29 protein-coding genes and 3 pseudogenes are annotated in these 26,594 nt (G+C 70.7%); 15 read left to right on the top strand and 17 right to left on the bottom strand.

Going from position 1 to position 26,594, the window contains the following annotated elements; translation table 11 throughout:
• Positions 1-7: 7 nt before the first annotated feature.
• A pseudogene (locus ACH5AF_RS23175) lies at positions 8-788 on the bottom strand (ISAzo13 family transposase); the annotation flags it as partial.
• A 327-nt stretch (positions 789-1,115) separates the two neighbouring features.
• Between ACH5AF_RS23175 and ACH5AF_RS23170 the strand changes: the two are divergent.
• From ACH5AF_RS23170 to ACH5AF_RS23155, 4 genes and pseudogenes are all read left to right on the top strand, one after another.
• Positions 1,116-1,247, top strand: a pseudogene (locus ACH5AF_RS23170) (undecaprenyl-diphosphatase); the annotation flags it as partial.
• Between the two features lie 86 nt (positions 1,248-1,333).
• Positions 1,334-1,474, top strand: coding sequence for a hypothetical protein (locus ACH5AF_RS23165; RefSeq protein WP_398903781.1), 141 nt, complete (start codon positions 1,334-1,336; stop codon positions 1,472-1,474).
• A gap of 127 nt (positions 1,475-1,601) precedes the next feature.
• Complete coding sequence (locus ACH5AF_RS23160) at positions 1,602-1,817, top strand: hypothetical protein (protein ID WP_398903779.1); 216 nt, start codon at positions 1,602-1,604, stop codon at positions 1,815-1,817.
• 64 nt (positions 1,818-1,881) lie between these two features.
• Entirely contained in the window at positions 1,882-3,045 is a 1,164-nt protein-coding gene (locus ACH5AF_RS23155) for a methyltransferase (protein WP_398903777.1), read from the top strand.
• Here ACH5AF_RS23155 and ACH5AF_RS23150 read toward each other — a convergent pair.
• Positions 3,042-3,638, bottom strand: coding sequence for a flavin reductase family protein (locus ACH5AF_RS23150; RefSeq protein WP_398903775.1), 597 nt, complete (start codon positions 3,636-3,638; stop codon positions 3,042-3,044). The two genes, ACH5AF_RS23155 and ACH5AF_RS23150, sit on opposite strands and share 4 nt — an antisense overlap.
• Before the next feature lie 83 nt (positions 3,639-3,721).
• Between ACH5AF_RS23150 and ACH5AF_RS23145 the strand changes: the two genes are divergently transcribed.
• Together ACH5AF_RS23145 and lnt are read left to right on the top strand one after the other, a co-directional pair.
• The gene (locus ACH5AF_RS23145) at positions 3,722-4,180 is read left to right on the top strand and encodes a nuclear transport factor 2 family protein (RefSeq protein WP_398903773.1); all 459 of its coding nucleotides are present in this window, start codon (positions 3,722-3,724) and stop codon (positions 4,178-4,180) included.
• Positions 4,181-5,055: 875 nt separating this feature from the next.
• The gene (lnt, locus tag ACH5AF_RS23140) at positions 5,056-6,702 is read left to right on the top strand and encodes an apolipoprotein N-acyltransferase (RefSeq protein WP_398903772.1); all 1,647 of its coding nucleotides are present in this window, start codon (positions 5,056-5,058) and stop codon (positions 6,700-6,702) included.
• On the opposite strand, the gene ACH5AF_RS23135 is transcribed toward lnt, so the two are convergent.
• Positions 6,623-7,531 carry a Gfo/Idh/MocA family protein gene (locus ACH5AF_RS23135; RefSeq protein WP_398903769.1) on the bottom strand — a complete coding sequence of 303 codons (909 nt, stop codon included), beginning with the start codon at positions 7,529-7,531 and terminating at the stop codon, positions 6,623-6,625. The two genes, lnt and ACH5AF_RS23135, sit on opposite strands and share 80 nt — an antisense overlap.
• 29 nt (positions 7,532-7,560) lie before the next feature.
• Positions 7,561-8,790: an FAD-dependent monooxygenase gene (locus ACH5AF_RS23130; RefSeq protein WP_398903767.1), complete on the bottom strand. Its 1,230-nt coding sequence runs from the start codon at positions 8,788-8,790 to the stop codon at positions 7,561-7,563.
• Between the two features lie 81 nt (positions 8,791-8,871).
• Here ACH5AF_RS23130 and ACH5AF_RS23125 point away from each other — a divergent pair, with 81 nt between their 5' ends.
• The 3 genes from ACH5AF_RS23125 (at position 8,872) to ACH5AF_RS23115 (ending at position 10,643) form a co-directional block, all read left to right on the top strand.
• A complete protein-coding gene (locus ACH5AF_RS23125) occupies positions 8,872-9,543 on the top strand; it encodes a TetR/AcrR family transcriptional regulator (RefSeq protein WP_398903766.1) in 672 nt (223 codons plus the stop codon).
• Between the two features lie 40 nt (positions 9,544-9,583).
• Positions 9,584-10,096, top strand: coding sequence for a DinB family protein (locus ACH5AF_RS23120; RefSeq protein ID WP_398903765.1), 513 nt, complete (start codon positions 9,584-9,586; stop codon positions 10,094-10,096).
• A 100-nt stretch (positions 10,097-10,196) separates the two neighbouring features.
• Complete coding sequence (locus ACH5AF_RS23115; protein ID WP_398903763.1) at positions 10,197-10,643, top strand: hypothetical protein; 447 nt, start codon at positions 10,197-10,199, stop codon at positions 10,641-10,643.
• Between the two features lie 3 nt (positions 10,644-10,646).
• On the opposite strand, the gene ACH5AF_RS23110 is transcribed toward ACH5AF_RS23115, so the two are convergent.
• The 7 genes from ACH5AF_RS23110 to ACH5AF_RS23080 all read right to left on the bottom strand — a co-directional run bounded on the left by ACH5AF_RS23110 (position 10,647) and on the right by ACH5AF_RS23080 (position 16,917).
• A complete protein-coding gene (locus tag ACH5AF_RS23110) occupies positions 10,647-11,390 on the bottom strand; it encodes a hypothetical protein (RefSeq protein ID WP_398903762.1) in 744 nt (247 codons plus the stop codon).
• A 78-nt stretch (positions 11,391-11,468) separates the two neighbouring features.
• Positions 11,469-12,152, bottom strand: a complete 684-nt coding sequence (locus tag ACH5AF_RS23105; RefSeq protein WP_398903760.1) for a uracil-DNA glycosylase — start codon at positions 12,150-12,152, stop codon at positions 11,469-11,471.
• Between the two features lie 85 nt (positions 12,153-12,237).
• Complete coding sequence (locus ACH5AF_RS23100; RefSeq protein ID WP_398903758.1) at positions 12,238-13,818, bottom strand: ABC transporter substrate-binding protein; 1,581 nt, start codon at positions 13,816-13,818, stop codon at positions 12,238-12,240.
• Between the two features lie 126 nt (positions 13,819-13,944).
• Positions 13,945-14,694, bottom strand: coding sequence for an SDR family oxidoreductase (locus tag ACH5AF_RS23095; protein WP_398903756.1), 750 nt, complete (start codon positions 14,692-14,694; stop codon positions 13,945-13,947).
• Between the two features lie 50 nt (positions 14,695-14,744).
• Positions 14,745-15,506, bottom strand: a complete 762-nt coding sequence (gene fabG, locus ACH5AF_RS23090) for a 3-oxoacyl-ACP reductase FabG (protein ID WP_398903755.1) — start codon at positions 15,504-15,506, stop codon at positions 14,745-14,747.
• Positions 15,507-15,685: 179 nt separating this feature from the next.
• Positions 15,686-16,069 (bottom strand): DUF3037 domain-containing protein, encoded by a 384-nt coding sequence (locus ACH5AF_RS23085; RefSeq protein ID WP_398903753.1) that lies wholly within the window; start codon positions 16,067-16,069, stop codon positions 15,686-15,688.
• Positions 16,066-16,917 (bottom strand): HipA family kinase, encoded by an 852-nt coding sequence (locus ACH5AF_RS23080; protein WP_398903751.1) that lies wholly within the window; start codon positions 16,915-16,917, stop codon positions 16,066-16,068. Before ACH5AF_RS23080 ends, ACH5AF_RS23085 begins: the two co-directional genes overlap by 4 nt.
• Positions 16,918-17,128: 211 nt before the next feature.
• Here ACH5AF_RS23080 and ACH5AF_RS23075 point away from each other — a divergent pair, with 211 nt between their 5' ends.
• A complete protein-coding gene (locus ACH5AF_RS23075) occupies positions 17,129-17,296 on the top strand; it encodes a hypothetical protein (RefSeq protein ID WP_398903749.1) in 168 nt (55 codons plus the stop codon).
• 237 nt (positions 17,297-17,533) lie between these two features.
• Here ACH5AF_RS23075 and ACH5AF_RS23070 read toward each other — a convergent pair whose 3' ends face one another.
• From ACH5AF_RS23070 to ACH5AF_RS23060, 3 genes are all read right to left on the bottom strand, one after another.
• A complete protein-coding gene (locus tag ACH5AF_RS23070; protein WP_398903747.1) occupies positions 17,534-17,707 on the bottom strand; it encodes a hypothetical protein in 174 nt (57 codons plus the stop codon).
• Positions 17,708-17,831: 124 nt separating this feature from the next.
• Positions 17,832-18,392 carry a hypothetical protein gene (locus ACH5AF_RS23065; protein ID WP_398903745.1) on the bottom strand — a complete coding sequence of 187 codons (561 nt, stop codon included), beginning with the start codon at positions 18,390-18,392 and terminating at the stop codon, positions 17,832-17,834.
• Between the two features lie 34 nt (positions 18,393-18,426).
• Complete coding sequence (locus ACH5AF_RS23060; RefSeq protein WP_398904117.1) at positions 18,427-18,828, bottom strand: RNase A-like domain-containing protein; 402 nt, start codon at positions 18,826-18,828, stop codon at positions 18,427-18,429.
• A gap of 196 nt (positions 18,829-19,024) precedes the next feature.
• Here ACH5AF_RS23060 and ACH5AF_RS23055 point away from each other — a divergent pair.
• Both ACH5AF_RS23055 and ACH5AF_RS23050 read left to right on the top strand, forming a co-directional pair.
• Positions 19,025-19,462: pseudogene (locus ACH5AF_RS23055) on the top strand (acetoacetate--CoA ligase); the annotation flags it as partial.
• Positions 19,463-20,632: 1,170 nt separating this feature from the next.
• A complete protein-coding gene (locus tag ACH5AF_RS23050; protein ID WP_398903743.1) occupies positions 20,633-21,103 on the top strand; it encodes a Rieske (2Fe-2S) protein in 471 nt (156 codons plus the stop codon).
• Between the two features lie 48 nt (positions 21,104-21,151).
• Here the strand turns inward: ACH5AF_RS23050 and ACH5AF_RS23045 are convergent, their stop codons facing one another.
• The gene (locus ACH5AF_RS23045) at positions 21,152-21,832 is read right to left on the bottom strand and encodes a cysteine hydrolase (protein WP_398903741.1); all 681 of its coding nucleotides are present in this window, start codon (positions 21,830-21,832) and stop codon (positions 21,152-21,154) included.
• Positions 21,833-21,943: 111 nt separating this feature from the next.
• Here ACH5AF_RS23045 and ACH5AF_RS23040 point away from each other — a divergent pair, with 111 nt between their 5' ends.
• Entirely contained in the window at positions 21,944-22,411 is a 468-nt protein-coding gene (locus ACH5AF_RS23040; RefSeq protein WP_398903739.1) for a pyridoxamine 5'-phosphate oxidase family protein, read from the top strand.
• Here the strand turns inward: ACH5AF_RS23040 and ACH5AF_RS23035 are convergent.
• Complete coding sequence (locus tag ACH5AF_RS23035) at positions 22,400-23,302, bottom strand: LysR family transcriptional regulator (RefSeq protein ID WP_398903737.1); 903 nt, start codon at positions 23,300-23,302, stop codon at positions 22,400-22,402. The genes ACH5AF_RS23040 and ACH5AF_RS23035 overlap by 12 nt on opposite strands.
• Positions 23,303-23,376: 74 nt before the next feature.
• Between ACH5AF_RS23035 and ACH5AF_RS23030 the strand changes: the two genes are divergently transcribed.
• Entirely contained in the window at positions 23,377-24,471 is a 1,095-nt protein-coding gene (locus tag ACH5AF_RS23030) for a DMT family transporter (RefSeq protein WP_398904116.1), read from the top strand.
• Here the strand turns inward: ACH5AF_RS23030 and ACH5AF_RS23025 are convergent.
• A complete protein-coding gene (locus ACH5AF_RS23025) occupies positions 24,462-25,793 on the bottom strand; it encodes an aminotransferase class I/II-fold pyridoxal phosphate-dependent enzyme (RefSeq protein WP_398903736.1) in 1,332 nt (443 codons plus the stop codon). The two genes, ACH5AF_RS23030 and ACH5AF_RS23025, sit on opposite strands and share 10 nt — an antisense overlap.
• Before the next feature lie 35 nt (positions 25,794-25,828).
• On the opposite strand from ACH5AF_RS23025, the gene ACH5AF_RS23020 reads away from it, so the two are divergent.
• Positions 25,829-26,512 (top strand): pyridoxamine 5'-phosphate oxidase family protein, encoded by a 684-nt coding sequence (locus tag ACH5AF_RS23020; RefSeq protein WP_398903733.1) that lies wholly within the window; start codon positions 25,829-25,831, stop codon positions 26,510-26,512.
• Positions 26,513-26,594: the final 82 nt, after the last annotated feature.

Genomic DNA, 26,594 nt, shown 5'->3' with positions numbered 1-26,594 from the left:
GGCACAGGATGGAGGCGACCGCGAAGGTGGAGGTGTCGTGGTCGACGCCGACGTTGACCCAGCCGGTGTCGGCGGTCAGATCGTAGATGCCGTAGGGGATCGCGGTGTCACCCTTCGGGCCGGTGAAGAAGCTGTGGTCCTCCACCTGGACCGGGTCGCCCTTCGGTCGCCACTGGCGGCCCACGTTCGGCAGCTGGCCGAGCATCTCCTTCTTCTTCGTGTCCACGCTGATCACCGGCTCGCCGCCACCCTGGTGCAGATTGACCTGCTCGTTGATGTAGCGGAACTGGACGTCCCGGTCTGGATGCTGCTTCCCCTCCAGCGTCTTGGCCTGGGCCTGCAGGCTGCACCCGCTCTCCTTCAGCAACCGGCCCACCGTCATCGCTGAGACGGAGTGCCCCTGGCGGGTCAGTTCCTTTGCCAGGCTCCGCAGCGACTTCGTCGTCCAGCGAAGTGGCGACACCGGATCGCCTCGCTCCTCCGGATCGACCAGCGCCATCAGCGCGGGCAGCACTCCGGAGTCGACCTCCTCGGCACGCTTGCGTCCCCACCTGGCCTGCGTACCCGTCCTCCGGGAAGCGGCTGTTCACCGGCTTCCAGCTCGAAGACGCCCCGGCGGACCGTCGTCTCGCTCACGTTGGCGGCACGGGCGACGGCACGGATGCCGCCATACCCGAGCAGCCGGGCTTCCGTCGCACACATCAACCGTCGCTGCAGCCATTCAGATGTGGCAGCAACACCTCGAATCGCACGGCGAGTTGGCCGTGCACCCCTCCCGAAAGCGCCATACCAGATCAACGACACCGGTAGGTGGACGCGACACCTTGTTTCTCGACGGCTCCAGTGAACCCTTCAGTGGTCGTAGGCGGCCCCGAGCATGACCTTGCGGATGGCCTTGAAGGCCCAGGTGGTGGTCGCCCGATGACGAGCCGGACCCCGGTCAGACCGCGTTCGCGCAGGTGACGCATGGAGCAGGAGATTGCCGATTCGCTGCAAACCAGGTGGCTGCGCTTCGTGGCCAGCGAGGGAGGGCACTGGAAAGTGCCATCTCCCATTCAATCTTGAAGAGTGATGGAAACAGCAGGTCAAGCCGCTCAGGACCTCGACACTTGAACTGGTTCATGAAATTCATCACTACGAAGAGCTTCATGCCGTTCGTGATCTACCGGATCCTGCTCGGAATCCTGCTGTTCATCCTGGTCGGAACGGATGTGCTGAGCCCGCAGGCGGGTGAGTCGGCGGGCTGACGGTCACTGTGCGATGAGGGACGGTCACCGTTGCGAGGCCGTAATCTGATGCCATGTCCCCCATTCGCAGCGAGTGTGAAACCGCCATGTCCGCCACTGAACTGAACGCCCGGATCCGTGAGCTGTGGGCCGACGGGGAGCTCCCCGACCACCGGCGGCCGGAGTACGAGGCGCTCGTCGTGGAGTGGGCGGCTGCGGCACGCGAGGACGTTCGCCCGGCGGCCTGACGCCGAGAGGCACGTACTGCCCGGCCCCGTTCGGGGCTCACTTGCGGGGCGGCGCTTTCGGGCTCGTGCTTGCGGGGCTCGCGCTTTCCGGGCTGCACACGCGGCCCGAGCGCGGCACCCTGGAGTCATGGCCTGGCAGGCACCCATCGTCGTGCACCCGCCGTCGCCCGGCGGCGGGCGGCGGGTCACCGTGTGCGGCGAGATCGTGGGACTCGCGCGCAGTGACAAGGATCTCGTGGAGTTCCTGCGGCGAGCGGGACTCGACGATGCGGACATGATCCTCGACGACCCGCATCTGGTGGAGTGGCGCGGAGGCGCCGCCCACCAGGGCTACGCGGCCTGACTCCCGGGCGGTCCCGCCCGCTGTGACCGGGCAGTACCGCCCGCTCGGCTAGCCTGATGGCACGATGAACCGTTTGACCACGTCATGGGGCGCGTTCGAGCTCGCCCGCTTCCCCGAGGACCCGCGCGACACGCTCCGCGCCTGGGATGCCGCCGACGAGTACCTGCTGCGGCATCTGCACGGCATCGACGGCGCCGCCCCCGTAGCGCTGACCGGCTCCGTGGCCGTCGTCGGCGACCGATGGGGCGCCCTCGTCACCTCGCTCGCGGGGCACCACCCCGTGGTCCAGATCACCGACTCGTATCTCGGACAGCAGGCGACCCGGGCCAACCTCGCGCGAAGCGGCATCGACGCCGGGGCCGTACGGCTGCTGTCGGTGAGGGACACCCCGCCGGAGAGGGTCGACGTCCTCCTGGTGCGCGTGCCCAAGAGCCTCGCGCTCCTGGAGGACCAGCTGCACCGGCTGGCGCCCGCCGTCCACGCGGACACAGTCGTCGTCGGCGCCGGCATGGTCAGCGAGATCCACACCTCGACGCTGAAGCTGTTCGAGCGAATCCTCGGGCCGACCCGGACCTCCCTCGCGGCCAAGAAGGCCCGGCTGATCTTCTGCACGCCCGACGTGGGACTGCCGCGCGTGCCCAGTCCGTGGCCGCTGCGCTACGAGCTGCCGCCCGACACGGGGGCCGCTCTCGCGGGCCGCACGGTGACCAACCACGCGGGCATCTTCTGCGCCGAACGTCTGGACATCGGCACCCGCTTCTTCCTGCGCCACCTGCCGACCGGGCGCGCCGCCGAGCACGTCGTGGATCTGGGCTGCGGCAACGGTGTGGTCGGCACGGCGGCGGCGCTCGCCGACCCGGACGTGCGGGTCACGTTCACGGACGAGTCGTTCTCGGCGGTCGCCAGCGCGGAGGCAACGTTCCGCGACAACGTCCCCGCGGGGAAGGCGGAGTTCGTCGTGGGCGACGGACTGTCGGCGCTGGCCGACGGCTCGGCGGACCTCGTGCTGAACAACCCGCCCTTCCACTCGCACCGCGCGACGACCGACACCACCGCCCGCCGGATGTTCGCCGACGCCCGGCGCGTGCTGCGGCCCGGCGGCGAGCTGTGGGTCGTGGGGAACCGCCACCTGGGCTACCACGTACGGCTGCGGCGGCTGTTCGGAAACTGCGACGTCGTGGCCGGCGACCCGAAGTTCGTCGTCATGCGCGCGGTCAGGAGCCGTTAGCAGGGCTCGTACGGGATGCGTGAGATCGCGCGTATGCCGCCGATCGTGCCCCACTCGTCCCTGCCGAGCCGGGACAGCGGCGCCAGCTTCGCCACCTCGGGGTGGCCGTCGGTCATGACGTCCTCACTCACGGCGGCGTGCACCACCTGGCCGAAGACAACGGTCGAGTCACCGAGCCGCAGCGTGCTGTGCAGCCGGCACTCGAGCGCCACCGGGGACGCGGCCACGCGGGGCGGCTCGACCCGCAGACTGGGCTCCCTGGCGATGCCGACGGCATCGAACTCGCTGATACCGCGCGGGAAATCTGTCGCCGTGGCATTGATCTCCTCGAACAGCGGCTCCGGAGCGAGGTTGACCACGAAGGCGCCGGTGTCCTCGATGTTGCGCAGCGAGTCCTTGCGTCCCACAGACGTGAACTGGACGACCGGTGGCTCGACACACGAAATGGTGAAGAACGAGTGCGGTGCCAGATTGTCGGTGCCGTCGGCGGACGTGGTGGAGACCCAGGCGATCGGCCGGGGCACGACGGTGGCGGTCAGCAGCCTGTAGAAGACGGAGGGCTCGCTGTGGGCCGGGTCGAGATCGATGCGCATGACCGCAGTATCTCGCCCCTCGCTCTCCAGGAGTGACGTGCACGGCTCTGGCGCCGAACCCCGCTCTGCCCGACACTGACCCGATGACGCAGCGCGTGGATCTCGCGACCGTGATGGACCGCCTCGCCATCGACGAACTGGTCACCGGTTACGCCGTGGCCGTGGACGACGGCGACTGGACCGCATACCGGGCCCTGTTCACCGAGGGCGGGCGGGCCGACTACCGCGGGTCCGGAGGCATCGAGGGACCGGCGGACGAGGTCGCCGACTGGCTGGCCGAGACGATGCGCCTGTTCCCGGTCCGCCAGCACCTGATCGTCAACCGCCGCGTCAGCCTCCAGGACCTGGGCGGCTATCCCGGTGACAGCGCCGAGGTGCGGGCGGACTACATCAACCCGATGCTGTCGGCATCGGGGCCTGACTTCGTCTCGGGCGGCCGTTACGTCTTCACGCTGACGCGCCGGGAGGCGGTCTGGCGCCTCCACAGCGTGGCAACCCAGGAGAAATGGCGCCGCCCGGGGAAGCCGTGTGGCGACGCCTGACGGTTTGGGGGGCGGCCCACGCCATGCCGCCACCGCCGGAGCACGGCGACGCCCCGCAGCCGGACCGGGCCGACAAGCCGCAACACTGCGCCCCGACCGGGGCGCCCAGCGCGACGCCTGACGGTCGAAGACGGCCGCACGCCTGGCGCCCGCTGCGGGTCGCGACACTGCCGCCCGACCGGCCGAACCTTCCCCCCGCGACAACTCACGGTTGGAGACGGCACCACGCCATGCCGCCGCCCCCGTCGCACGGCGACGCCCCGCAGCCGGACCGGGCCGACAAGCCGCAACACTGCGCCCCCGGCCGAGCCGCCCAGCGCACGGGCCCCTTACCGTCCGCACAGCGTCTCCGGCGCAAGGCCCCGCTCGCCGGACCGGATCACGCTTCAGGCCGGCGCCGCGCGCGCACGCTGCTGGGCGGCAGGCGGCAGGCGGCAGGCGGCAGGCAGGCGACCACGGCAGCCTCGTCCGGCCGTAGGCCGGCCGCTCTCTGCGGCAACGCCGTCCGGGCCACCGCACCGCCTCCCGCCGGTGAAGCGATCCCTGACGACCGGCAACCTGGTGCGGCGGCCCAACCTGGGAGGGGCCACGGGTGCCACCCGCTGCGGAGCCCCGGCCACCCGGCTGGGGCCCCTGGTCCACGGCCGGTGCAGAGCCGTCCCGGGGCAGAGCCGTCCCGGGGCAGAGCCGTCCCGGGGCAGAGCCGTCCCGGGGCAGAGCCGTCCCGGGCGGCTCGCGGGTGGCGCGTCAGGCCGTCCGAAGGTGCGAGCCGCCGGATCCGGAGGCCCCCGCAGGCACGGACCGCACACCAGCCGCACGCGGTGCTCTGTCACGCCTGGGCTCCTTGGCTCACACTGGTCGTGGAGGAGGCGCGCATGCGGATTCCGGGCGGTTGGCGGGTACGGCTGCGCGGCAGCCGGCGCGGGGGGCGCGGGTCGGGGGACGTGCGTGTGTCCCGTCGCCGGGGTGCCGCCGCCGTCGGCGCCGGAGCGCTGCCCGCGCTCGCGTTTCCCGAGCCCTCGCTGTGGTGGATCGCCTACGTCGCCCTCGTTCCGTGGCTGCTCCTCGTGCGCAGCGCGCCGACCGGTCGCCGCGCCTTCGTGGAGGGGTGGCTCGGCGGCATCGGGTTCATGATCGCCGTGCATCACTGGCTGCTGCCCAGCCTGCATGTCTTCCTGCTGGTCCTCGCCGCCCTGCTCGGTCTGCTGTGGGGTCCCTGGGCCTGGCTCGTGCGGTTCATGATCGGCGGCAGACCCTCCACGGCGCGGGCCGTCGCCTCTCTCGCCGTGATCCCCTCGGGCTGGCTCATGATCGAGCTCGTCCGATCCTGGGAGGGCCTCGGCGGGCCCTGGGGGCTGCTCGGGGCCGGCCAGTGGCAGGTGCCTGCCGCGCTACGGCTCGCCTCGGTGGGCGGGGTGTGGCTGGTCAGTCTGCTGGTGCTCGCGGTCAATACCTCCCTCGTTCTGCTGATCGCCGTCGAGAGGGCCCGGATGCCCGCCGCCGCGGGCGTCGCCGTGTGCGCGACGGCGCTCGTCTCGGCCTGGGCGTGGGCGCCGGAGCCCCGGGAGTCGGCACGGATGCGGATCGGCGTGGTCCAGCCCGGCGTCGTGAGCGGTGCCGAGAGCGTGGAACGCCGGTTCGACCGGGGCGAGGAGCTGACGCGCGATCTGGCGCGCCGGGAGAAGGCGTTGGACCTGGTGATCTGGGGCGAGAGCAGCGTGGGCGCCGATCTGCGTGCGCGGCCCGATCTGGCGGATCGCCTCGCCGCCCTGTCCCGTGACGTCGGTGCGCCCCTGCTGGTGAACGTGGATGCGCGTAACGAGGCGGCGGGCCGCTCCGGCATCTACAAGAGTTCGGTGCTCGTGGGGCCGGGCGGGCCGACCGGCGACCGCTACGACAAGATGCGTCTGGTGCCGTTCGGCGAGTACATCCCGGCCCGCTCGGTGCTCGGCTGGGTGACCTCGGTCGGCAGGGCCGCGAGCGAGGACAGGCTCCGCGGCACCGAGCCGGTCGTGATGACCCTGACCGAGGACAAGGGCGGCGGGGACGGCCTGCGCATCGGCCCGCTGGTCTGCTTCGAGTCGGCGTTCCCCGACATGAGCAGGCATCTGGTGCGCGACGGCGCCCAGCTGCTGATCGCGCAGTCCGCCACGTCGTCGTTCCAGGACAGCTGGGCGCCCGAACAGCACGCGTCGCTGGCGGCGTTGCGGGCGGCCGAGACGGGCCGGCCGATGGCGCACGCGACGCTCACGGGCGTGAGCGTCGTGTTCGACGCGTACGGCCGGCCGATCGGCCACCCGCTGTCCACGGATGCCGGCGGCGCCGCCGTGTACGACGTGCCGCGAGCGGACGGTACATCGCTGTACGCGAGGTTCGGCGACTGGGCGGTGTACGGGGCGCTGGGCGTGCTGGCCGCGCTGGCGGCGGCCGAGGGTCTGCGGTTTATCCGGCGGCCTGTTCGAGAGCCCGCAGCACGACCCGTTCGCACAGCTCATGGGTCCGCAACGCGTCCTGTGCGCTGAGCACTTTCCCGGCGCGTACGGCGTCGAGGAAGACGTGCACGGCCTGCTCGATGCCTCGCTGGCGGGCCACCGGAACCCAGTCGCCGCGCCGCCTGACGCTCGGCTGCCCCTTGTGGTCCACGATCTCCGCGAGGTTGCGGACCTCGCGCTTGGAGTCCTGGCCCGACACCTCGAGGATCTCCTCGGTGGAGCCGCTCATCCGGTTCATGGTGCCGATCGCGGTGAACCCGGCGCCGGACAGCTGGAGGACAACGTGGTGCATCAGTCCGTCGACGATCCGGGCCCGCACATCGGTGTGTTCGACGGGCCCGGGTGCCAGGAACCGCAGGGTGTCGACGACATGGATGAAGTCGTCGAGGACCAGGGTGCGCGGGTCCTCGGGGAGCCCGACGCGGTTCTTCTGCATCAGGATCAGCTCGCGGGGGTGCTCCAGGCACTGGGCGTACCCGGGCGCGAACCTGCGGTTGAAACCGACGGCGAGGCTGGTGCCGCGCTCCTCGGCCAGGGCGACCAGCCGCTGGGAGTCGGCGAGTTCATAGGCGAGCGGCTTGTCGACATAGGTCGCCACGCCGGCTTCGAGCAGCCGAGTGACGATCTCTGCGTGCGCCGGCGTGGGCGCGTGGACGAAGGCGGCGTCGATGCCCTGGTCGAGGAGCGTGTCGAGGTCGGTGTGGCGCCGCGCGGCAGGGATCTGGTGGGTGTCGGCGACGCGGGCCAGGGTGGCGGGCGTGCGGGTCTGCAGGTGCAGTTCGACGCCGGGCAGGGTGGTGAGGACCGGCAGATAGGCCTTCTGCGCGATGTCGCCGAGCCCGATGCAGCCGACCTTCACGGGGGGCCTCCCTCGATGCCGTTCCGGCGTCAGCGTCCCGCCGGCCGTCCTTCGTGCACGTCCTGTGCTCCGGCAGCATACGTGTGCTGGGGCGGACGCCAGTCGGCAATGCCGTCGAAGGTACGCAGGACCAGGCCGGGACCGAGGCGGGAGACGGTGGACATCAGGGCGTCGCGGACCGCGACGGCCGGGGTGCTGGTCAGCGACATGAGCCGGGCGACGCGCGCGGACTTGCGGACGACGGCCGTGGTGCGCGGCAGCCGTTCGGCGCTGTAGGCGGCGAGGCCGGCGCCGAGGTCCGAGGAGGGCGATGCGTGGTGGGCTAGGACGACGGCGTCCTCGATGGCCTGGTTGCCGCCCTGCCCGAGGGTGGGGGCCATGGCATGGGCGGCGTCGCCGATGAGCACGGTGCGGCCGCGGTGGAACGCGGGCAGCGGCTCGATGATGTGGTGGACGTCGTTGCGCAGCACCCGGGAGGGGTCGACGGAGGCGATGACGGCGGGGATCGGGTCGTGCCAGTGGCCGAAGCGGCGCAGCAGTTCGGTCTTCTGGTCGCCCGTGGCGGCTCCGGCGGGTGCGGTGGCGGCGGCGTACGCGTAGATCCGGCCGTCCTTGAGGGGCTGGGTGCCCCACAGTGAGCCGGGGCCCCAGGTCTCGTGGGGCTCGAAGGGGGCGTCAGGGGCGGGCACGACGAGGCGCCAGGTGGTGAAACCCGAGTACGCGGGGCCGGGGTGGCGCGGGAAGAGGCCTGCGCGCAGCCCTGAGTGGATGCCGTCGGCCCCGATCACGAGGTCGGCCTCGATTTCACCCTCGGGCGTCGTCACGCGGGCGCGGCGGCCGCCGGCGACTCCCGGGTCGGACAACTCCCCGGGGCATCCGGTGCGGACGGCGTCCGCGGGGAGGCGGCGTGCGATGCGGTCGACGAGCGTGGCGCGGTGCAGCAGCACGAGAGGGCCGCCGAACCGCTCGGCCGCGGCGGCCGCGTCGGTACGGGCGAGCCAGCGGCCCGCCGGGTTCCGCATGCCGCCGGATCCCTGCCAGGCGGAGAGTTCGCGGATCTCGTCGCCGAGACCGATGACGTCGAGGGCACGCTGGGAGTTGGGGGCGAGGCCGATGCCCGCGCCGACCGGTTCCAAGGAGGCGGCCCGCTCCAGGACGGTGACGTGCCAGCCCTGCCTGCTGAGGGCGACGGCCGCGGTGAGGCCTCCGATGCCGCTGCCGACGACGACGGCTCGGGACGTTGCACGGGCTTCGGGCATGACTGCTCCTCGACACGTTGACTACACCTGTAGTGAAAGACACCGTACTACAGCTGTAGTCGACGCGGTAGGTTGGGCGGCATGGTCGAACGCAGAGCCCCGCACCCGTCCCGCACCGCCGCCGCGGGCGCACGCGCCACCGTCCCCCGCGTGCCCGCCGTCGACGCCGACTCGCGCACCGCGCTCATCGGCGACGCGGCGCTGTCGCTGCTCTTCGAGCGCGGCATGCGCGGCCTGACCCATCGCGCGGTCGACGAGGCGGCCGGCCTCCCCCAGGGCTCGACGTCGAACCTCGCCCGCACCCGGCAGGCCCTCCTGGAGATGGCGGTGCACCGGCTGGCCGAGCGCGAGGCGGGCGTCCTCGCCCTGGAGGAGATGCCCGCACCCGGCGAAGGCCGTCAGGCGCTGCTCGACGGGCTCGCACTCGCGCTGCACCGCTACCTCACCGGGCACCGGGAGCTGCTCGTCGCGCGCTACGAGCTGGCCCTGGAGGCGGTCCGCCGGCCGGAGCTGCGCGCGTTCTACGACAACGCGGGCGCCCGTTTCCGCGAACCGCTGAACGCGATGATGGCCGCCGCGGGCTCCGCCGAGCCGGAGCGGCACTCACTGTCCCTGGTCGCCTGGTGCGAGGGGCTGATGTTCTCCTGCGCGGCGGGCTCCTACCACCGGGCCGTGCCCAGCCGGCAGGAGCTGCGCACCGGTTTCGACGAGCTGCTGCGCGGCATGCTCGGCCCGGGCGCCGGCTCGCAATAACCGCTGGCCGGTGGTGGCCTTCTGCACGAGGATGGCCGCCATGACCACGCTTGAGCGCACCGAACCGTCCACCACCGCCGCCGAACGCGCCATGCTGGAGGGCTGGTTGGACTACCACCGCGCGACGCTCGTCACCAAGTGCGCCGGCCTGAGCGACGAGCAGCTGCGCACGGCATCCGTGGAGCCGTCGACCCTGACCCTGATGGGCCTCGTACGGCACCTCGCCGACGTCGAACGCTGGTGGTTCCGCCAGGTCATGGCCGGCGAGGACGTCGACGCCCTCTACTACAGCGACGAGGACCCGGACGGCGACTTCCGCGTCGGCGAGGAGACCACCTGGGACGGGACGCTGGCCGACTGGCGTGCCGAGGTGGCCGCCGCCCGCACGGTGGCCGCAGGGCGGGGACTCGACGACCTGAGCGAGGGCAAGATCTCCGGGAACCGCACCTACAACCTGCGCTGGATCATCGCGCACATGATCGAGGAGTACGCCCGCCACAACGGCCACGCCGATCTGCTGCGCGAGCGGATCGACGGCGTGACCGGCGAATGAGCCACATTCCCGAGGACGGCTGAAAGCCGCTTCACCCGTGCGGACCATTTGCGGCCTGCACTCCCCGGCAACGCCCCTCACGCCCAGCAGAGTTGCGTGGGTGCAGCGAACAACACTGACAGCAAAGGTCCTGGTCGGGATGGCGGCGTGGGCCGCGACAGGCTGCGTCTCCGTGGAGGCGCAGCCGGCTCCCGCACCCGCCCACCCCTCCGCCGTACGACCGGACCAGGCGGTGGAACCCCAGATCGTGCAGGGGCCCGCCCGCGAGGCACTGGAGGCCGCACTGCCGAAGCGGACCGCGCCCGCGACGCCTCCCCCGGCGCACCGACGCGAGAAGGCCGGCGCTCGCGCACCGCACAAGGAGGCCCCGCCGACCCGTGCACGAAGCCGTGCGCCGCAGACTCCCGCCGTACCGCGGCCGGAGCTGCCGCCCCTGCCCAGGATCCCCCTGAACCGGGGAGACATCTGCGATCTCGGCCAGGACTACGGCGGATGGCGTTCCGACAGCCCCGAGGCACGTATCTGCCGTCAGAGGTACGGGAATTGAGTGTCAGCCCGCGCCGAGTGTGCGCTCCAGACGGTCGATCGCGGTCCGCACCCCGTTTCCGTACCCGTCGTCCGCCAGGGCATCCGTCGCCGCGCGCGCCCGGTCCAGGTGGGCCCGTGCGGCCTCCGGCCGGCGCAGTTTGATGTAGTCGGCGGCGAGATCGAGGTGCAGCGAGGGGTAGAGGGCGCGTACCGCGAGCGACTGCTCGTGCCGGGCGGTCCGTCCCTCGCGGCCCACCCCACAAGGTGACTCACCTCTTCGCGCCTCGGTGCGTGACTCGCCGTCCACCCCGCTCTGCGACTCGCCGCGCATCTCGCCCCCTGACCCGCCGTCCACCCCGCTCTGCGACTCGCCGCGCATCTCGCCCCCTGACCCGCCGCCCACCCCGCTCTGCGACGCGCCGCGCATCTCGCCCCCTGACCCGCCGCCCACCCCGCTCTGCGACGCGCCGCGCGCCTCGCTCTGCCCTTCCGCGGCCGCCAGGGCGCGCAGGTCCCAGGCCAGTTCGTCGTCCGGGTCGTCCTGGGCGTCGGCCATATAGCGCGCGAGGGTGCACAGGTGCAGCGGGTCGCCGGCGTCCGAGATCTCCGCCCAGATCGAGGCGAAACGATGCCGCGCCTCCTCGCGGTCGCCGCCGTGGAGCAGCATGGCCGCCTGCCCGATCCGGGTCATGACGGCGTCTCCGGGAGTCTGCTGCTGGTCGATCACTGTGGCCTCCCACGTCCAACGGCTCGCTGCCGATGTCACGACGCTATCCGCCACTCAGGACAATCCGGCACAGGCTCGGGCACATCGCCCGAGCCTGTCAGTCCGTAGTGTGAACGGTCAGCCGAGGTCGGGGATGCGCCAGTCGATCGGCTCGTGGCCCTGCGCCGCGACCGCCTCGTTGATCTGCGTGAAGGGGCGGGATCCGAAGAACTTCTTGGCCGACAGCGGTGAGGGGTGCGCGCCCTTGACGACCGCGTGGCGCGACTCGTCGATCAGCGGCAGCTTCTTCTGCGCGTAGTTCCCCCACAGAACGAACACGGCGGGGTCGGGCCGCGCGGCGACCGCGCGGATCACGGCGTCGGTCACCTTCTCCCAGCCCTTGCCCTTGTGGGAGTTCGGCTCGCCGGCGCGGACGGTGAGCACCGCGTTGAGCAGCAGGACGCCCTGCTCGGCCCACGGCATCAGGTAGCCGTTGTCCGGGATCGGGTGGCCGAGCTCGGCCTGCATCTCCTTGTAGATGTTCCGCAGGGAGGGCGGGGTCTTCACACCCGGGCGGACCGAGAAGCACAGGCCGTGGCCCTGCCCCTCTCCGTGGTACGGGTCCTGGCCGAGGATGAGCACCTTGACCCGCTCGTACGGCGTGGCCTCCAGCGCGGCGAACACCTCGGTGCTCGGCGGGTACACCGGACCGTTCACCCGCTCCTTCTCGACGAACTCGGTGAGCTCCTTGAAGTAGGGCTTCTGCAGCTCTTCGCCGAGGACGCCGCGCCAGGACCCGGGCAGCATGTCGGTGTCGGTCACGTCAACAACCTCCGTCAGACAACAGGTGGTTCCGAGATCTCGGAGCCGAGATCCCAGAACCTACCTGCCGCGACTGACAATCCGATCACCAGCTCGTCTTGCGGTACAGCTCCCACATCTGCATGACCGTCTGCGGGTCGAGCGCGCGCTCGCCGCCGCCGATCTCCTCACTGGCCGCCACATACAGTTTGCCCTGCCACAGGGGCAGCAGGCGGACGTCCTCGACGAGGATCTCCTGGGCCCGCTCGAACTGCTTGGTGACCGCGCCGCGGTCGCTCTCGCGCCGGGACTGGGGCAGCAGCTGCTCGGTGATCTCGGGGCTGTTGTACGGGGTGCCGAGGACGTTGTCGGGGCCGACGAACGGGGCGATGAAGTTGTCGGGGTCCGGGAAGTCGGGGAACCAGCCTCGGCCGAAGACGGGGTAGTCGCCGCTCTGGTAGCCGGTCTGGAACTCCTTCCACGGCTTGCCCTGAACCGTGATCTTGAAGAGGCCGGTCTCCTCGAGCTGCCGCTTGAGTTCGGCGAACTCCGGTGCCGTCGAGGAGCCGTAGCGGTCCGTCGTGTACCAGAGGGTCAGCGGCACGGGCTCGCTGATCCCCGCATCCTGGAGGATCTCCTCGGCCTTGGTCACGTTGGGCTCGCCGAAGCGGTCGAAGAACTCGGTGGTGTGCCCGGCGATGCCCTTGGGGACCATGGAGTACAGCGGCTCGGCCGTGCCGTGGTACACCTTCTCGACCAGGGCGCCGCGGTCGACGACCTGGGCGATCGCCCGCCGTACCGCGAGCTTGCCGGCGTAGGGGTCCTTGGGATTGAAGACCAGGTAGCGGATGTCGGCGCCGACGGTCTCGACCAGCTGGAGGTGGTCGTTCTCCGGCTTCTTCTCCTGGAGCTCGACGACCTCCTCCGCGGTCAGACCACGGTTGATCGCGTCGATCTTCCGGTCCTTCAGGGCCTGCATCATCACGTTCGAGTCCTGGTAGTACCGGATCGTGACGGCATCGTTCTGGATCTTGGCGAAGCCCTTGTACTTGCTGAACCGGGTCAGCTCGGCATGATCCCCCTTGGCGTACGAGTCCAGCGCGTACGGGCCGGATCCGGTCAGCTTGCCGTCCTCACGGAGCTTGCCCGCGGGGTACTCCGAGGGCGGCACGATCGACATCGCCGGAGTGGCGAGGATGAACGGGAACGTGGCGTCCGGCGTCTTCAGCCGGAAGGTCACCGTGCGCTCGTCGGCCGTCTCGATCCTGTCGAGGGAACCCAGGAGGCCGGTGGGGCCGCCCTTCGCGTCGATGGTCCGGATGCGGTCGATGGAGTGCTTGACCGCGGCCGCGTTCAGCGCCTCCCCGTTGGTGAAGGTCAGCCCCTCACGGAGCTTGCACTCGAGGACCTTGTTGGCCGCGTCGGTGAACCGGCACCCCTCGGCCGCGTCCGGCTGCGGGGTGGTGGAACCCGTCGGGAAGCTGACCAGGGTCTGGAAGACGTTCCTGTACAGCTCCCACGAGCCGTCCCAGGCCGCCGCCGGGTCGAGTGTGCTCGGCTCACTCGTCGTACCGACCGCTATCTTCCGCTCACTGCCGGTGTCCTCGTCGGAGAAAAGGCCGCATCCCGCCAGCAGAGATATGGACGCTAGGGCTGCAGCGGCCTGCAGACAGGTCCGGTTGAACACGTGCACGCTCCTCGTTCAGCCATGGGTCGGCAGACCATACCGCAGACCCCGCCGGGTCAAACCGATGCCCCGGCGGGGCATTTGGATCATTACTGCACAAACCCGCTCAGGCTGCTCCGCCGGGCGTCAGTGCACGCCTGCGTTGAGGAAGATACCGCCGTCCACGACGAGTGTCTGTCCCGTGATCCAGCCCGACTGCTCGGAGGTGAGGAACGCCGCCGCGCCGCCGATGTCCTCGGGCGCACCGAGCCGTCCCAGCGGGTAGGCCGCGGCCGCCTCGGCCTCCCTGCCCTCGTACAGTGCCTCGGCGAACTTGGTCTTGATCACCGCGGGGGCGATCGTGTTGACCCGCACGGTGGGCGCGAACTCGTGCGCCAACTGCAGGGTCAGGTTGACCATGGCGGCCTTGCTCATGCCGTAGGCCCCGATGAACGGGGAGGCGGAGACGCCGGCGACTGAGGCGATGTTCACGATCGCACCGCCGTTCTCCTTCTGCCAGGCCTGCCAGGTCCGCTGGGCGAAGCCGAGCGCCGAGATCACATTGGTCTCGTAGACCTTGCGCGCGACGTTCAGGTCGAGGTCGGCCATGGGGCCGAAGACCGGATTGGTGCCCGCGTTGTTCACCAGGAAGTCCACCCGGCCGAACGCCTCCATGGTGCGCTCCACCGCGACCGCCTGGTGGGCCTCGTCGGCCGCCTTGCCCGCCACCGCGATGACCCGGTCGGCGCCGAGCCGCTCCACGGCCTCCTTGAGGGCCTCCTCGCCGCGTCCGGTGATGCACACCCGGTCGCCGCGTGCGACGAACGCCTCGGCGATGCCGTAGCCGATGCCCCTGCTGCCGCCGGTGATGAGGGCGACCTTTCCGCTGTCCGGCATCTGCCGCTCTCCTGGCTCCTGTGCTGCTGCCATGTCCGTCGTACCCCGATTCAGTTGAGCGGGCCGCCGGCCACGTACAGGACCTGACCGGAGACGAAACCGGCGTCGTCGCCCGTGAAGAAGGCGATCGCATTCGCGATGTCCTCGGGGCGGCCGACGCGCTGGACGGGGATCTGGCCGGCGGCGGCCTCCTGGAACTCCTCGAAGCCCATGCCGACCCGGGCCGCGGTCTGGGCGGTCATCTCGGTGACGATGAAGCCCGGCGCGACCGAGTTGGCGGTGATGCCGAACTTGCCGAGCTCCTTGGCGAGGGTCTTGGTGAAGCCCTGGAGACCGGCCTTGACCGCCGAGTAGTTGAGCTGGCCGCGGTTGCCGAGGGCCGACGACGAGGAGAGCGAGACGATACGGCCGAATCCGGCGTCGACCATGTGCTTCTGGCAGGCCTTGGCCATCAGGAACGCACCCTTGAGGTGCACGTTCATGACGGTGTCCCAGTCGGACTCGCTCATCTTGAACAGCAGGTTGTCGCGGAGCACGCCGGCGTTGTTGACCAGGATGGTGGGCGCACCGAGTTCGTCGGCGATGCGCGCCACGGCGGCCTCCACCTGGGCGGCGTCGGAGACGTCGCAGCCGACGGCGACGGCCTTGCCGCCGGCCGCGGTGATCTTCTCGACCGTGTCCTTGCAGGCGGCCTCGTCGAGGTCGAGTACGGCCACGGCGCGGCCCTCGGCCGCGAGCCTGACGGCGGTGGCGGCGCCAATGCCGCGTGCGGCTCCGGTCACGACAGCCACGCGCTGCTCGGTGGTGGACATTCTGGTTCTCCTCGCCCTTGAAGCCCATCGATGCTGGGCCGGGTCTCAGTCGGCCGCTCCCTGCCCTTAGGCTGAGCGACCGCTTAGTACCTCGGCAGGAAGGACGCTAGAAGCCCTGGCACCCGGTGTCAACGGCACCGGGGCCCGGCGTCGCAAGTCACACCGGTCCGGGCCGGCATTCAGCGCACCAGCAGGTCGAGCAGGCGTTCCACCTCGGCCTCCGGGTCGAGGGTCAGACCCGTGTGCACCGGACCGGGCTGAACGACCGTGGACCGGGGCGCGATGAGCCAGCGGAAGCGGCGGCCCGCGTCGTCACGCGCCGCCTGTCCGGCGTCCTCCCCGCCCCGGCACACGCCCTCGACGGCCTGGAGCGCGGCCCGCACACCGGTGACATCGGCGTCCGGGTCGAGCGCCGTCAGCTTGGCCACGTCCAGATGGGTGCGGGCGGCCACGAAGGTCTTCGCACGGCAGTAGACGACCACGCCGGCGTTGAAGCACTCCCCGCGCTCGACGCGCGGCACGACGCGCAGCAGCGCGTACTCGAATACGTCCCTCTCACTCATCGGTCGGCGTCCTTGCTCTTCTTGGTCGGGTGCGGCCACGGCGCCAGGTGCTCGGTCAGCCAGCCGGGCGGCTGGGGCCGCCTGGGCTTCGCGGGCGCGCCGAGGACGATGCGCTCGTGGATCGTGGCCGCGCGTGGCAGCAGCGCCTCGACGTAGGCGCGGCGCAGGGCGTCGGTGGAGTCGAATCCGGGCTCGTCGACCAGCCACTCGTCGGGCACCTCGGCCGCGACCTCGGTCAGCAGCTCCTCGGTGACGAGCGGCGCGAGGTCGGCGGCGGCCGCGGCGATGTCGGGACCGAAGGGAGCGAGCGCGTGGTCGGAGGCGTCGTACGGCTTGGCGGCGGAAGCCGCGGCACCTGGCCAGTTGTGGTGCCAGATCATCGTGGCGCCGTGGTCGATGAGCCACAGATCCCCGTGCCACACCAGCATGTTGGTGTTGCGCCAGGAGCGGTCGACGTTGTTGATCAGGGCGTCGAACCAGACGACCCTGCCGGCCTCCGTCGCGTCCACCGCGTAGGCGAGCGGGTCGAAGCCGAGCGAGCCGGGCAGGAAGTCCATGCCGAGGTTCAGGCCGCCGCTGGCCTTGAGGAGTTCCTGCACCTCCTGGTCGGGTTCGGAGAGCCCGATGACGGGGTCGAGCTGGATGGTGACCAGGTCGGGCACGCGCAGGCCCAGTCGCCGGCCGAGCTGCCCGCAGATGACCTCGGCGACGAGGGTCTTGCGGCCCTGCCCGGCGCCCGTGAACTTCATGACGTAGGTGCCGAAATCGTCGGCCTCTACGATTCCAGGCAGTGATCCGCCCTCCCGTAGGGGGGTGACGTAGCGGGTCGCGGTGACTTCTGTGAGCATTTTCCCAGGTTATCGGGCCCAGCGTCCGGTCTTCACGAGCAACGGTGCGGGCCGAAGCCCAGTCCTCCACCAGAACCTGGAATGAACCGTGGGGAGAATCTGGGGAGTTTCGAGGCTCTGACCGCAGCTTGTGAATCCCAGGTCAGCGAGCGTGTGCGGGAACGTTCCGTCAGCGGATCTCTCGGTCGTGGGGGTCTGTTCGCTGGAAGATGTGCTGTTCCCGGAAATCGATGTGCGGTTGGAGCGGCTGGACTTCAACGCGGAGGCTCTGGTCGTGATGGCGGTGGCATGTGGGCCGGCCCGCGATGTCCCGGCTGCCGAGCTCGTGCCCGCCGTGCGCACTCTTCGTATGAACGCCGTCTGGCCGAGCGGCCGCTGACGGGGAGGAAGTTGCAGGTCAGGCCGCGTGTGCGGTGGTCTTCTGCGACCGCTCCTCCTGTCGGCGGCGGGCCTTTGTCGAGCAGGCCAGTGGGCTGAGCGATCGGTATCGCCGCTCCGGCCTCGGCTTGAAGAGATGGCTCCACACAGGCGCGGTCGAACTCGGCGGCCGCCCCGGTCAACGGCTGCGCCGCAGGATGTCTCTCTCCGCGGGCCGCAGCCGGCTCCTTGAGTGGAATCACCACCGGTACCGGAGTGGGCCCCACGAGTCCTTGGCGTCGACGAGTTCGCCGAACCGGTTGAGCGGTTCCGAGGCTGCCGGGGGCGGGTCCACGGCGGTACGCACCGCGGAGACCAGCCCCCGGGGCCGGCGCACCGCGAAGGCGTGTGCGGTGTGCCCCAGCAGCGCCATTGCCAGTCCGGGCGGTCCAGCCGGGGCGCCGGTTCGAGCCCCCGGCTCGGGGCACTGTTGGGTGCACCACTGGGCGGTCGGCCGGTCAGGGTAGGTGGCGGAGCGGGTACGCACGGAACTTCTTTCAGTCGATGACAAAGGACCAGAAGACACCGATCTCGGTATCTGAGACCGCGATCACGCCACAGTCCACGGTGTAGTCACTGAAGCACTCGTAGGCACCGTCTCGGTTGAACATGTCCGCCTCCGGATCGTCTCTCGCCACCGAGATGTTGGTGAAGTGAAGAGCTCCTTCGCCGAACCGTCCAAGGATTGTTCTGGAATGGCCGAGAAGCTCTTCCTCCCTCGATTCGAAATCGGGAATGTCAGTCGTGGTGAACCACTCGCCCTGAAGTGTGACAAGAATCTGCTCTGCCCCCTTTCCGTGTACCGCGAAAATCCAATCAAAATGAGCCAGGGAAACCGAGGAGAATGGCTGATCCGCGCCAGAAGCGGTATACGGGCTACCACCAGGGGCCTTGGTAAGTGTCAGCCAGCCACGCGGATCCCGCGTCTTCAGGAGCATGACGTCGAGGGCGTCACGCCGCCAGTCCTCGTGCCGCCGCGGACCGGTTGACGCGAACATGCCTTCACCGAAGAGGGCGCGCAAGGAACAATCCCACGATGCCTTGTCCACCTCAGTCACTTGGATTCCTTGGATCGAGAGAAAACAGATTGTGCTACGGATGCTGAGTGCTGTCACTGGGCATGGAAGTGAGCACAACGAACGGTGAGTGGCCTCCTGGGCGAGGCCTCAAAGTCACCCATACGTTGGTGACATCATGCGCGGCCGCATCGCCGCGGGTCCACGACCTTCCGACGACATCATTGGTTTCAAGCAGCAGGTTGCGTGTCGAGGTGGGGCCCGGGTTTCCCGCGAGCCAGTTGTCAATCTTCCGCTGATTGGTCGGATCATCCAGAGCAGCCTGTGTGTATCGCTGTGCCTGTGAGAGCGTGTTGAACGACGACGCGGCATTCGGGGTGATACCCGCAGGCCTGACCACCTGCTGATCCCTCAGCCGTTGCTCCAGTTGCTCGTCCGTCTTTCCGACGTGCTTGTCGATGACGTGGGACCCGGCCATCCCCTCTTGATTTGCGAGGTCGAGAGGGTACTTGTGATTCGCCTCGTCGTCCCCCGGGACGGTGTACAACGGGTCGCCCTTGAAGTCCGTCAAGGCCCGTGCACCGAAGGTCTCGGCGCGGGCCGACTCCGCACGGAAGGTGGGAGCGCTCAGGTAGGCCTCGTCGAGGGCGTCAATTGCCGTCGACGCGGACCTGTCGGTCGTCGTCGCCGGCCGCTCCGACTCCACCCTCAACCGCATGGGCGTCCGGATGGGCTCCGCCGATATCTACGCCGTCGTCGAACGGCTGCCCGAAGTCGCCGACAGCCTCGTCATCGGCGTGGAACAGCCCGACGGCGGCTACTTCATGCCCCTGTTCGTCCTGACCGCCAACGACATCACACTTGACGACGGCATGCGCGAGCGGATAGCCACAGCCATCAAGCGCCGGTTGTCCCCGCGACATGTGCCCGACGTGATCGTGCCGATCCCCGCCGTCCCGCGCACGCTCACCGGCAAGAAGCTCGAAGTACCCGTCAAGCGCATCCTGCAGGGTCCCCTTGTCGCCAACGTCAGCGGCGAAGGATCAGTGGCCCACTCCGAGATGCTCGCCTGGTTCGCGGACTTCGCGGCCCGTTCGGCGCCGGACAGGTGAGGTCGCCAGCCGATCGAGCGTCACTTGGGCGTCCGGACTCCTCAGCGATGTCCTGACACTCCCTTCGACAACGCAACCAGAGCCCGTTCGCCGCCTTGCGGAAGCCGCTTCCACCAGAGCTGCGAAACGACTGATCGGACGCCGCGCACGTTGCGCCTGCAGAGCACAGCCCCCGCTAGTAAACGCCCTGGCACACCGGATGCCGGCCCGCACAAAACACCCCCAGGCTCGATCCCGCGAGGCTGCTCACATTGCGCGGTGGCAGCCTGTCAGCACATCGCGGTCTCCCGTGAGCAAGCGGGATGCGTTGAGGGCGTGTCGACCTCCCCCAGCCGGCACCATGATCGCCTCATCACTCGGCACGCCGCACTTCGCGATATCCCCGGGGCTCGACCTCCCTCAGCCGCTACCGCTGGGGAGCGGCTGGGGAGTCGAACGAATGCCGCACCTTGCAAAGGAGCTTGGAACGGAGCAAGTTCGGTCTCTTGGCTGTCTGCGAGAGCGCCGGAGATCGATGGACAGCTCAGGGAACAAGTCGGCCACCACCGGAAGATCACTCATTTGATCCACCGTCAGGAGACCTCGAGCCGTTCAGCCGGGACTAGATTCACATCCGCTGGCGTCTGTTCCGAAATCCTGCGAAACGGGACGCACGACCTACTGGCCGTCTTTGCGGAGGACCACGGTGACTGGCGGAATCCCGCTGACAGGCTCAACTGGGCAGCCCAGTCATAGTCGTTCGGCCGGCCAGTCACCGGACCTTCCAGGCTTCCCCTCGCAGAGGCAGTTTCGGACCGGGCAGGTGGGCTCTCGGGTTCGAAGAGCGGTGGCCGCGGAGGGGACTGCGGGAGCGCGGGGGTGCCCTGATCGGCTGGGTGCGGAATCATGCCTGACCCGCCTGCACGGGCTGCGTGAGCGCTACGACATCGTGTTCGTGGATCTGACGCCGTTGACCTTCGCGGACGCCGCCATCGTGACGAGGCGCTGCGACGGAACCATCGTCGTCGCCCGCTACCGTGCCGCAAGGGCGGTCGGGCGGCCGGTGGCTGCTCAACCGGCGGCTGAAGTGGCCTCGCGAGAAATGTGTGAAGCGTTGAACGCGGGCGCCGCGTTCCCCGTACAACATCACGAACCGACCGGCACGGGGCCGGCCGTGGAGAGGGAGCCAACATGACCGGATCGCAGGGGACCGCACGGACCGTGGCGCGGCGCACTGTCGTCGCCGCGGCGGGCGGCGCCGGTCTCGCCGTCGCCCTGACCGCCTGCGGCGGTTCGGACGACTCGAGCGGGTCGGTGTCCGAACAGCCCGCGGACCAGGGCGGAGGCACGACCGGCGGATCGACGGGCGGCGCGGGTGGCGGCTCCGTGGTCGCGAAGACGACCGACATCCCCGAGGGCGGCGGCAAGGTCGTCGGGGACGTGGTGATCACGCAGCCGCGGGCGGGTGAGTACAAGGCCTTCTCGTCGAAGTGCACGCACCAGGGCTGCGCGGTCAAGGACGTGGCGAACGGGGTCATCACCTGCCCCTGCCACAACAGCGCCTTCGACGCGTCGGACGGCACGGTCAAGGCGGGTCCCGCGACCTCGCCGCTGCCTCCGGCGTCGATCACCGTGGAAGGGGATTCCATCAAGCTCGCGTGACGCGTCGGTTCCGGCGCACGGGGTCAGGCGCCGGAACCGCCGTGGGGGTCACGCGGGGGAGGCGGCCGGGCCGGGCCGGTATGTGTTCGGTGTCCGGCGTGGCCGCTTCCAGCAACCCAGCAGGGCGTCGGTGGTGGTGATCGTGGCCACCAGCGACAGGGTGTTGCGGATCATCGCGGGGGTGTACTCGGCGGGCACCCCCGCGATGGCATCCGCCACCACGACCGCGGTGTAGCCGAGATTGACCGCGTCGAAGACGGCGGCCGGGACGGCGACGTTCGCCGAGACGCCCGTCACGACGAGGGTGCGGCAGCCGACGTTGCGCAGCAGTGCGTCCACCTCGGTGCCCGCTACCGGGGACAATCCGTGCAGCCTGCGGACGACGAAGTCCTCGTCCGCCACCTCGATCGGCGCCGCGACGCGGACCGCGGCCGAACCGGAGTGCTGCTGCACGGGCAGCCGGGCGGCGGCCCGGAACAGCCGGGCGTTGCGGCTCGCGCCCCGCCCGTCCGGCCGCCGCTCCGCGACGGCGTGCATCACCTGCACGCCCGCCTCGTGCGCCGCTCCCACCAGGCGCGCGACATTGCGCAGCGCACCGGAGGAGCGGGCCTGCGCGGCCAGTTCCGGCAGCGCGCTCGGCGCGCCGACGACGCCCTCCTGGCATTCGACGGTGAGCAACACGGTGCTGCCGGGATCCAGCTGCTCGGCAAGCTCTTGTTCGGACGCCATGACGCGGTCCCTCCTCGCTGCCCCGGGGCGCGCGAGAGTAGCCGCCATTGCGCGGCGGAGGAAGTGCCGCCATGCTTTCTGACACACAGTCAGCTACCGGAGGGACAGGCGATGGCCGTCGCCCAGCGCCGTGGCCGGCGCATCATGATGACCCCCGCCGAGGTGGACGCCTTCCTCGCCGAACAGCGCACCTGCCGGGTCGCCACCGTCTCACCCGACGGCCGCCCCCATGTGAGCGCCCTGTGGTTCGCCTGGGACGGTACGTCGCTGTGGCTGTACTCGCTGACCCGCAGCCGCCGCTGGGCCGAACTGCGCCGCGATCCGCGCATCGCCGTCGTGGTCGACGAGGGCGAGGAGTACGCAGAGCTGAGGGGCGTCGAGCTCTCCGGCACCGCCGTGTTCGTCGGCGAGGCCCCGCGCACCGGCGATGACCGCCCCGAACTGCGGGCTCCGGAAGCGCTGTTCGCCCGCAAGAACTTCGGCCTCGACGCGATGCCGCACGACGGCCGGCACGCCTGGCTGCGGCTGACGCCCGACGCGATCGCCTCCTGGGACTTCAGGAAGCTCTCAGCGCTGTGATCCCGCGGCTGCGCGGAGCGCGTCGACCGCCGCCCTGATGGAGGGCCTTCGGTCGGCGTCCGTGCGCCAGGCCGCGTACACATGGCGGCGCATCCGCTGCCGTACGGGCACGAACGCGACGCCCTCGGGGACGGGTCCGCGGCCGAGCCGGGGAGTGACGCATACGCCGAGACCGGCGGCGATCAGCGCCAGCTGGGTGTGGTGTTCGCCCGCCAGGTGCGCGATCTTGGGCTCGAAGCCCTTGGAACGCAGAGTGAAGACCAGCCAGTCGTGGCAGAACTCGCCCTCCGGCCACGAGACCCACTCGTCGTCCGCGAACTCCTCCAGGTCCACCTCGTCCCGGCCGGCGAGGGGGTGGCCGGCCGGCATGGCGACATCGGGAACGTCGTCGAGGAGCTGGGCGTGGGTGAGGCCGCCCGGCACCGGCAGCCGCTTGTTGCTCCAGTCGAGGACCACGGCGAGATCGAGATCGCCGCGGATGACGGCTCGCAGGCCCAGCTCGGGCTCCAGCTCGCGGGTGCGCACCCGCAGGTCGGGGTGGGCGCCGCGCAGCGCGGCCACGGCGGCGGGGAACAGGCCCCGGGCGGCGGTGGGGAAAGCGCCGAGCCGCACCTCCCCCACGACCTGACCGCGCTGCGCCTCGATGTCGGACTGGGCGAGTTCGACCTGGGACAGGATGCGGGCGGCGTGGTCGGCGAGGAGCTGTCCGGCATCGGTCAGGCGCACTCCGCGCCCGTTCTTGGCGAGCAGCCGCTGACCCACCTCCCGCTCCAGCTTCGCCATCTGCTGGGAGACGGCCGAGGTGGTCACATGCAGTCCGTCGGCGGCGGCACTCACGGAACCGTGCCGGGCGAGGGCGTCGAGGGTGCGCAGGCGCTCCAGGTTCAACATGTAAGCAATGCTAAGCGAACAGGTCGAGATTTTCTCGCTTGTCCTACGAGGTCGAAGCCGGGATCGTTGAGGACATGACCATCGCCGCCTCGGCGCGTGCCACGTCCGGCCACGCCCGCTCGCCCCTTCCGCCCACCGCTTCGCGCCGCGGCGCCGTCGACTGGCGCATCAGGTTCGCAGTGCTCTCCACCGTGTGGGGCTTCAGCTTCCTCCTCATCAAGGTCGGCACCGGGGCCTACGCGCCGTTCCAGGTCACCCTGGGCCGGCTCTTCTTCGGCACCACCGTGCTGGCCGTGGCGATGGCGTTCCGGCGCGAACGGCTGCCGCGCGGACTGCGCACCTGGGGCCATCTCGCCGTAGCGGCGCTGCTGTTGAACGCGCTGCCGTTCTCACTCTTCGCCTACTCCGAGCTGACGATCCCCTCGACTCTCGCCGGCATCTGCAACGCCACCTCGCCGCTGTGGGGCATGGCGCTGTCCCTGGTCGCCCTGTCCGAGGACCGGCCGACCCGTCGGCGGGTCGCGGGACTCGGGATCGGGTTCCTCGGCGTGCTCACGGTGCTCGGCGCCTGGCAGGGCTTCTCGGGCCTCGACTTCCGCGGCACGGCGATGGCACTGTTCGCCTCCCTCAGCTATCCGGTCGGCTGGATCTATGTGCGCCGTACGCTGGCGGGCTCGAGCCACTCGAACCTGTCGCTCACCGGAGCGCAGCTGGGCATCGCCACGGTCCAACTCGCCATTGTGACCCCGCTGTTCACCGCGATGCCCACTTCCTTCCCGCTCGTGCCGCTGCTCGCGGTCGTCGCCCTCGGCGCGCTGGGGACCGGACTGGCCGTGCTGATGCAGTACGGGCTGGTCGACGAGGTCGGCCCGACGACGGCGCAGATGGTCACGTACTTCATTCCGGTCATCGCCACCGCGGCGGGCGTGGCACTGCTGGGCGAACAGCTCGCCTGGAACACACCTGTCGGCGCGCTGATCGTGCTGGCGGGCGCGGCCCTCACGCAGAGCCGCGCCAAGACCGCGCGCACCGCCCCCGTCGCGGCGTCGGCGGGCCCCCGGGACGCGGCCGGTACGAAGGCGGCACGCACTGCGGATGCGGCCGGAGCGCCTGCCCCGGCCGCTCAGCCGACCCCGGCCACTCCCCCGACCCCGGCCGCTCAGCCGTAACTTCGGGCCGGCATGGGGCCGATCGCCGCGGCCACCGCGGCGGCGATCGGTTCGACGTCCCCGGGCGTCAACCCCGAGACGGTGATGCGCACGCCCGGCGGCGCGGACAACCGGAAACGGGCCCCTGGAGCAACCGCCCAGCCGGCGTGCAGCAGCCGCGCCACCGCGCCGGTCTCGTCGGGCACGGGCACCCACACGTTCATCCCGCTGCGACCGTGCGCCGTGACGCCCCGGCGAGCGAGTGCCCCGATGAGCGCCTCACGCCGCCGGCCGTACGAGCGCGCGACCGCCAGGGGGTCGATCGCGTCGGACGCCCACAGATGGGCGACCGCGCCCTGCAACAGGGTGCTGACCCAGCCGGGACCGAGTCCGAACCGGCCCTGCACCCGGTCGACGGTGACCTGGTCACCGGTGAGGACCGCGACCCGCAGGTCCGGCCCGTACGCCTTGGCCGCCGAGCGCACGAAGGCCCAACTGGCGGTGGCGCCGGCGAGCGGGTGCAACGGCTGCTCGACGATCGCGTACCCGTGGTCGTCCTCGATGACCAGGGTCTGCGGGAACCGGCCGAGGACGGCGCGGAGTTCCCCGGCCCGCTCGGCCGAGAGGGCCGCGCCGGTGGGGTTCTGCGCCCGGTCGGTGACGACGATCGCGCGGGCCCCTGCCGCGAGGGCCCGTTCCGTATCGGCCGGGAGCGGACCGTCGTCGTCGAGCCCGACGGGCAGCGCCTTGAGCCCGAGAGCCGTGACCAGGTCGAGCACGCTTCCCCACCCGGGGTCCTCGACCGCGACCGTGTCACCGGCCTTCAGGTGGGCGGACAGGACGCGCTCGATACCGTCCAGCGCGCCCGAGGTGGCGCCGAGCGGCCCGGCAGGGACCCCGTCGGCATCGAGAGAGGCCCTGGCGAGGCGGACGAACCCGGGGTCGAGCGGGCCTGATCCGTAGAGCGTGGGCTTCTCGGCGTGGCGACGGGCAGCGGCAGCGAGCGCCGCGTCCAGCGGCGGCAGCAGGGCGGTGTCGGGATTGCCCTCACCGAGGTTGCGCACGCCGGGCGGCGCGTCCACCCGGATGGCGTTACGGGGGGTACTCGCGGGGCGCGGGCGCACCCGGCTTCCCCTGCGGCCGGCGGTCTCGATGACGCCGCGCTCGCGCAGGGTGCGGTAGGCGGCCGCCACCGTATTGGGATTGACGCCGAGGTCCTGCGCCAACTCGCGCATCGGCGGCAGCAGTTGACCCGGTTCGAGATCGCCCGCGCCCACCGCGCGCTCGACACTCCCGGCAATCTCCAATGCCCGCCGTCCAGTGATCCGATATTCTCCTAGCACAAAACAGATTATGCACTAGTGCAATGGAGGACGCAATGCCGGACCATGCCCAGCCGGACACCGCCACCGCGTACGAACCGACCGGCCGCACGGTTCCGACCCGGGCCCGAGAACGGGCCTCGTACGACCGTGAGCTGGTCCACTCGATACTCGACAGCGCCTACGTCTGCCACCTCGGCTTCGTACGGGACGGCGCGCCCGTCGTACTCCCGACGCTCTACGCCCGCGTCGGCGAGACGCTGTACGTCCACGGTTCGACCGGTTCGCGGCCGATGCGGCTGGCGGGCGAGACCGATCCGGGCCTGGCCGTGTGCCTGACGGTCACGCATGTCGACGGCCTGGTGCTGGCACGCTCCGCGTTCCACCACTCCATCAACTACCGTTCGGTGGTCATCCACGGCACGGCGCACCAGGTCACCGACCCGGACGAGAAGCGCATGGCCCTGGATGCCCTGGTCGACCACGTGGTCGCGGGCCGGTCGAAGGACTCACGCCCGGCGAACGCCAAGGAGCTGGCGGCGACGGCCGTCGTCCGCCTCGACCTCACCGAGGTCTCCGCGAAGTGCCGCTCGGGCGGACCGAACGACGAGCCCGAGGACATGACGCTGCCGCACTGGACGGGGGTGATCCCGGTGGCCGCCACGTACGGCCCTCCGATCCCGTCGCCCGACCTCCCGGAGTCGACGCCTCTCCCGGCCTACCTGGCGACGCTCGCCTGAGCGGGCCCGACGCCGTCCGCCCGTCGGGGAGATGCCCGTCGGGGGCCGTCCGACGCCGTCCGCCGGTCGGAGGGCCACCCGA

This window comes from Streptomyces sp. NPDC018833 (assembly GCF_044390825.1).
Taxonomy (GTDB): Bacteria; Actinomycetota; Actinomycetes; order Streptomycetales; family Streptomycetaceae; genus Streptomyces.
This window is presented reverse-complemented; position numbering and strand designations above follow the sequence as displayed.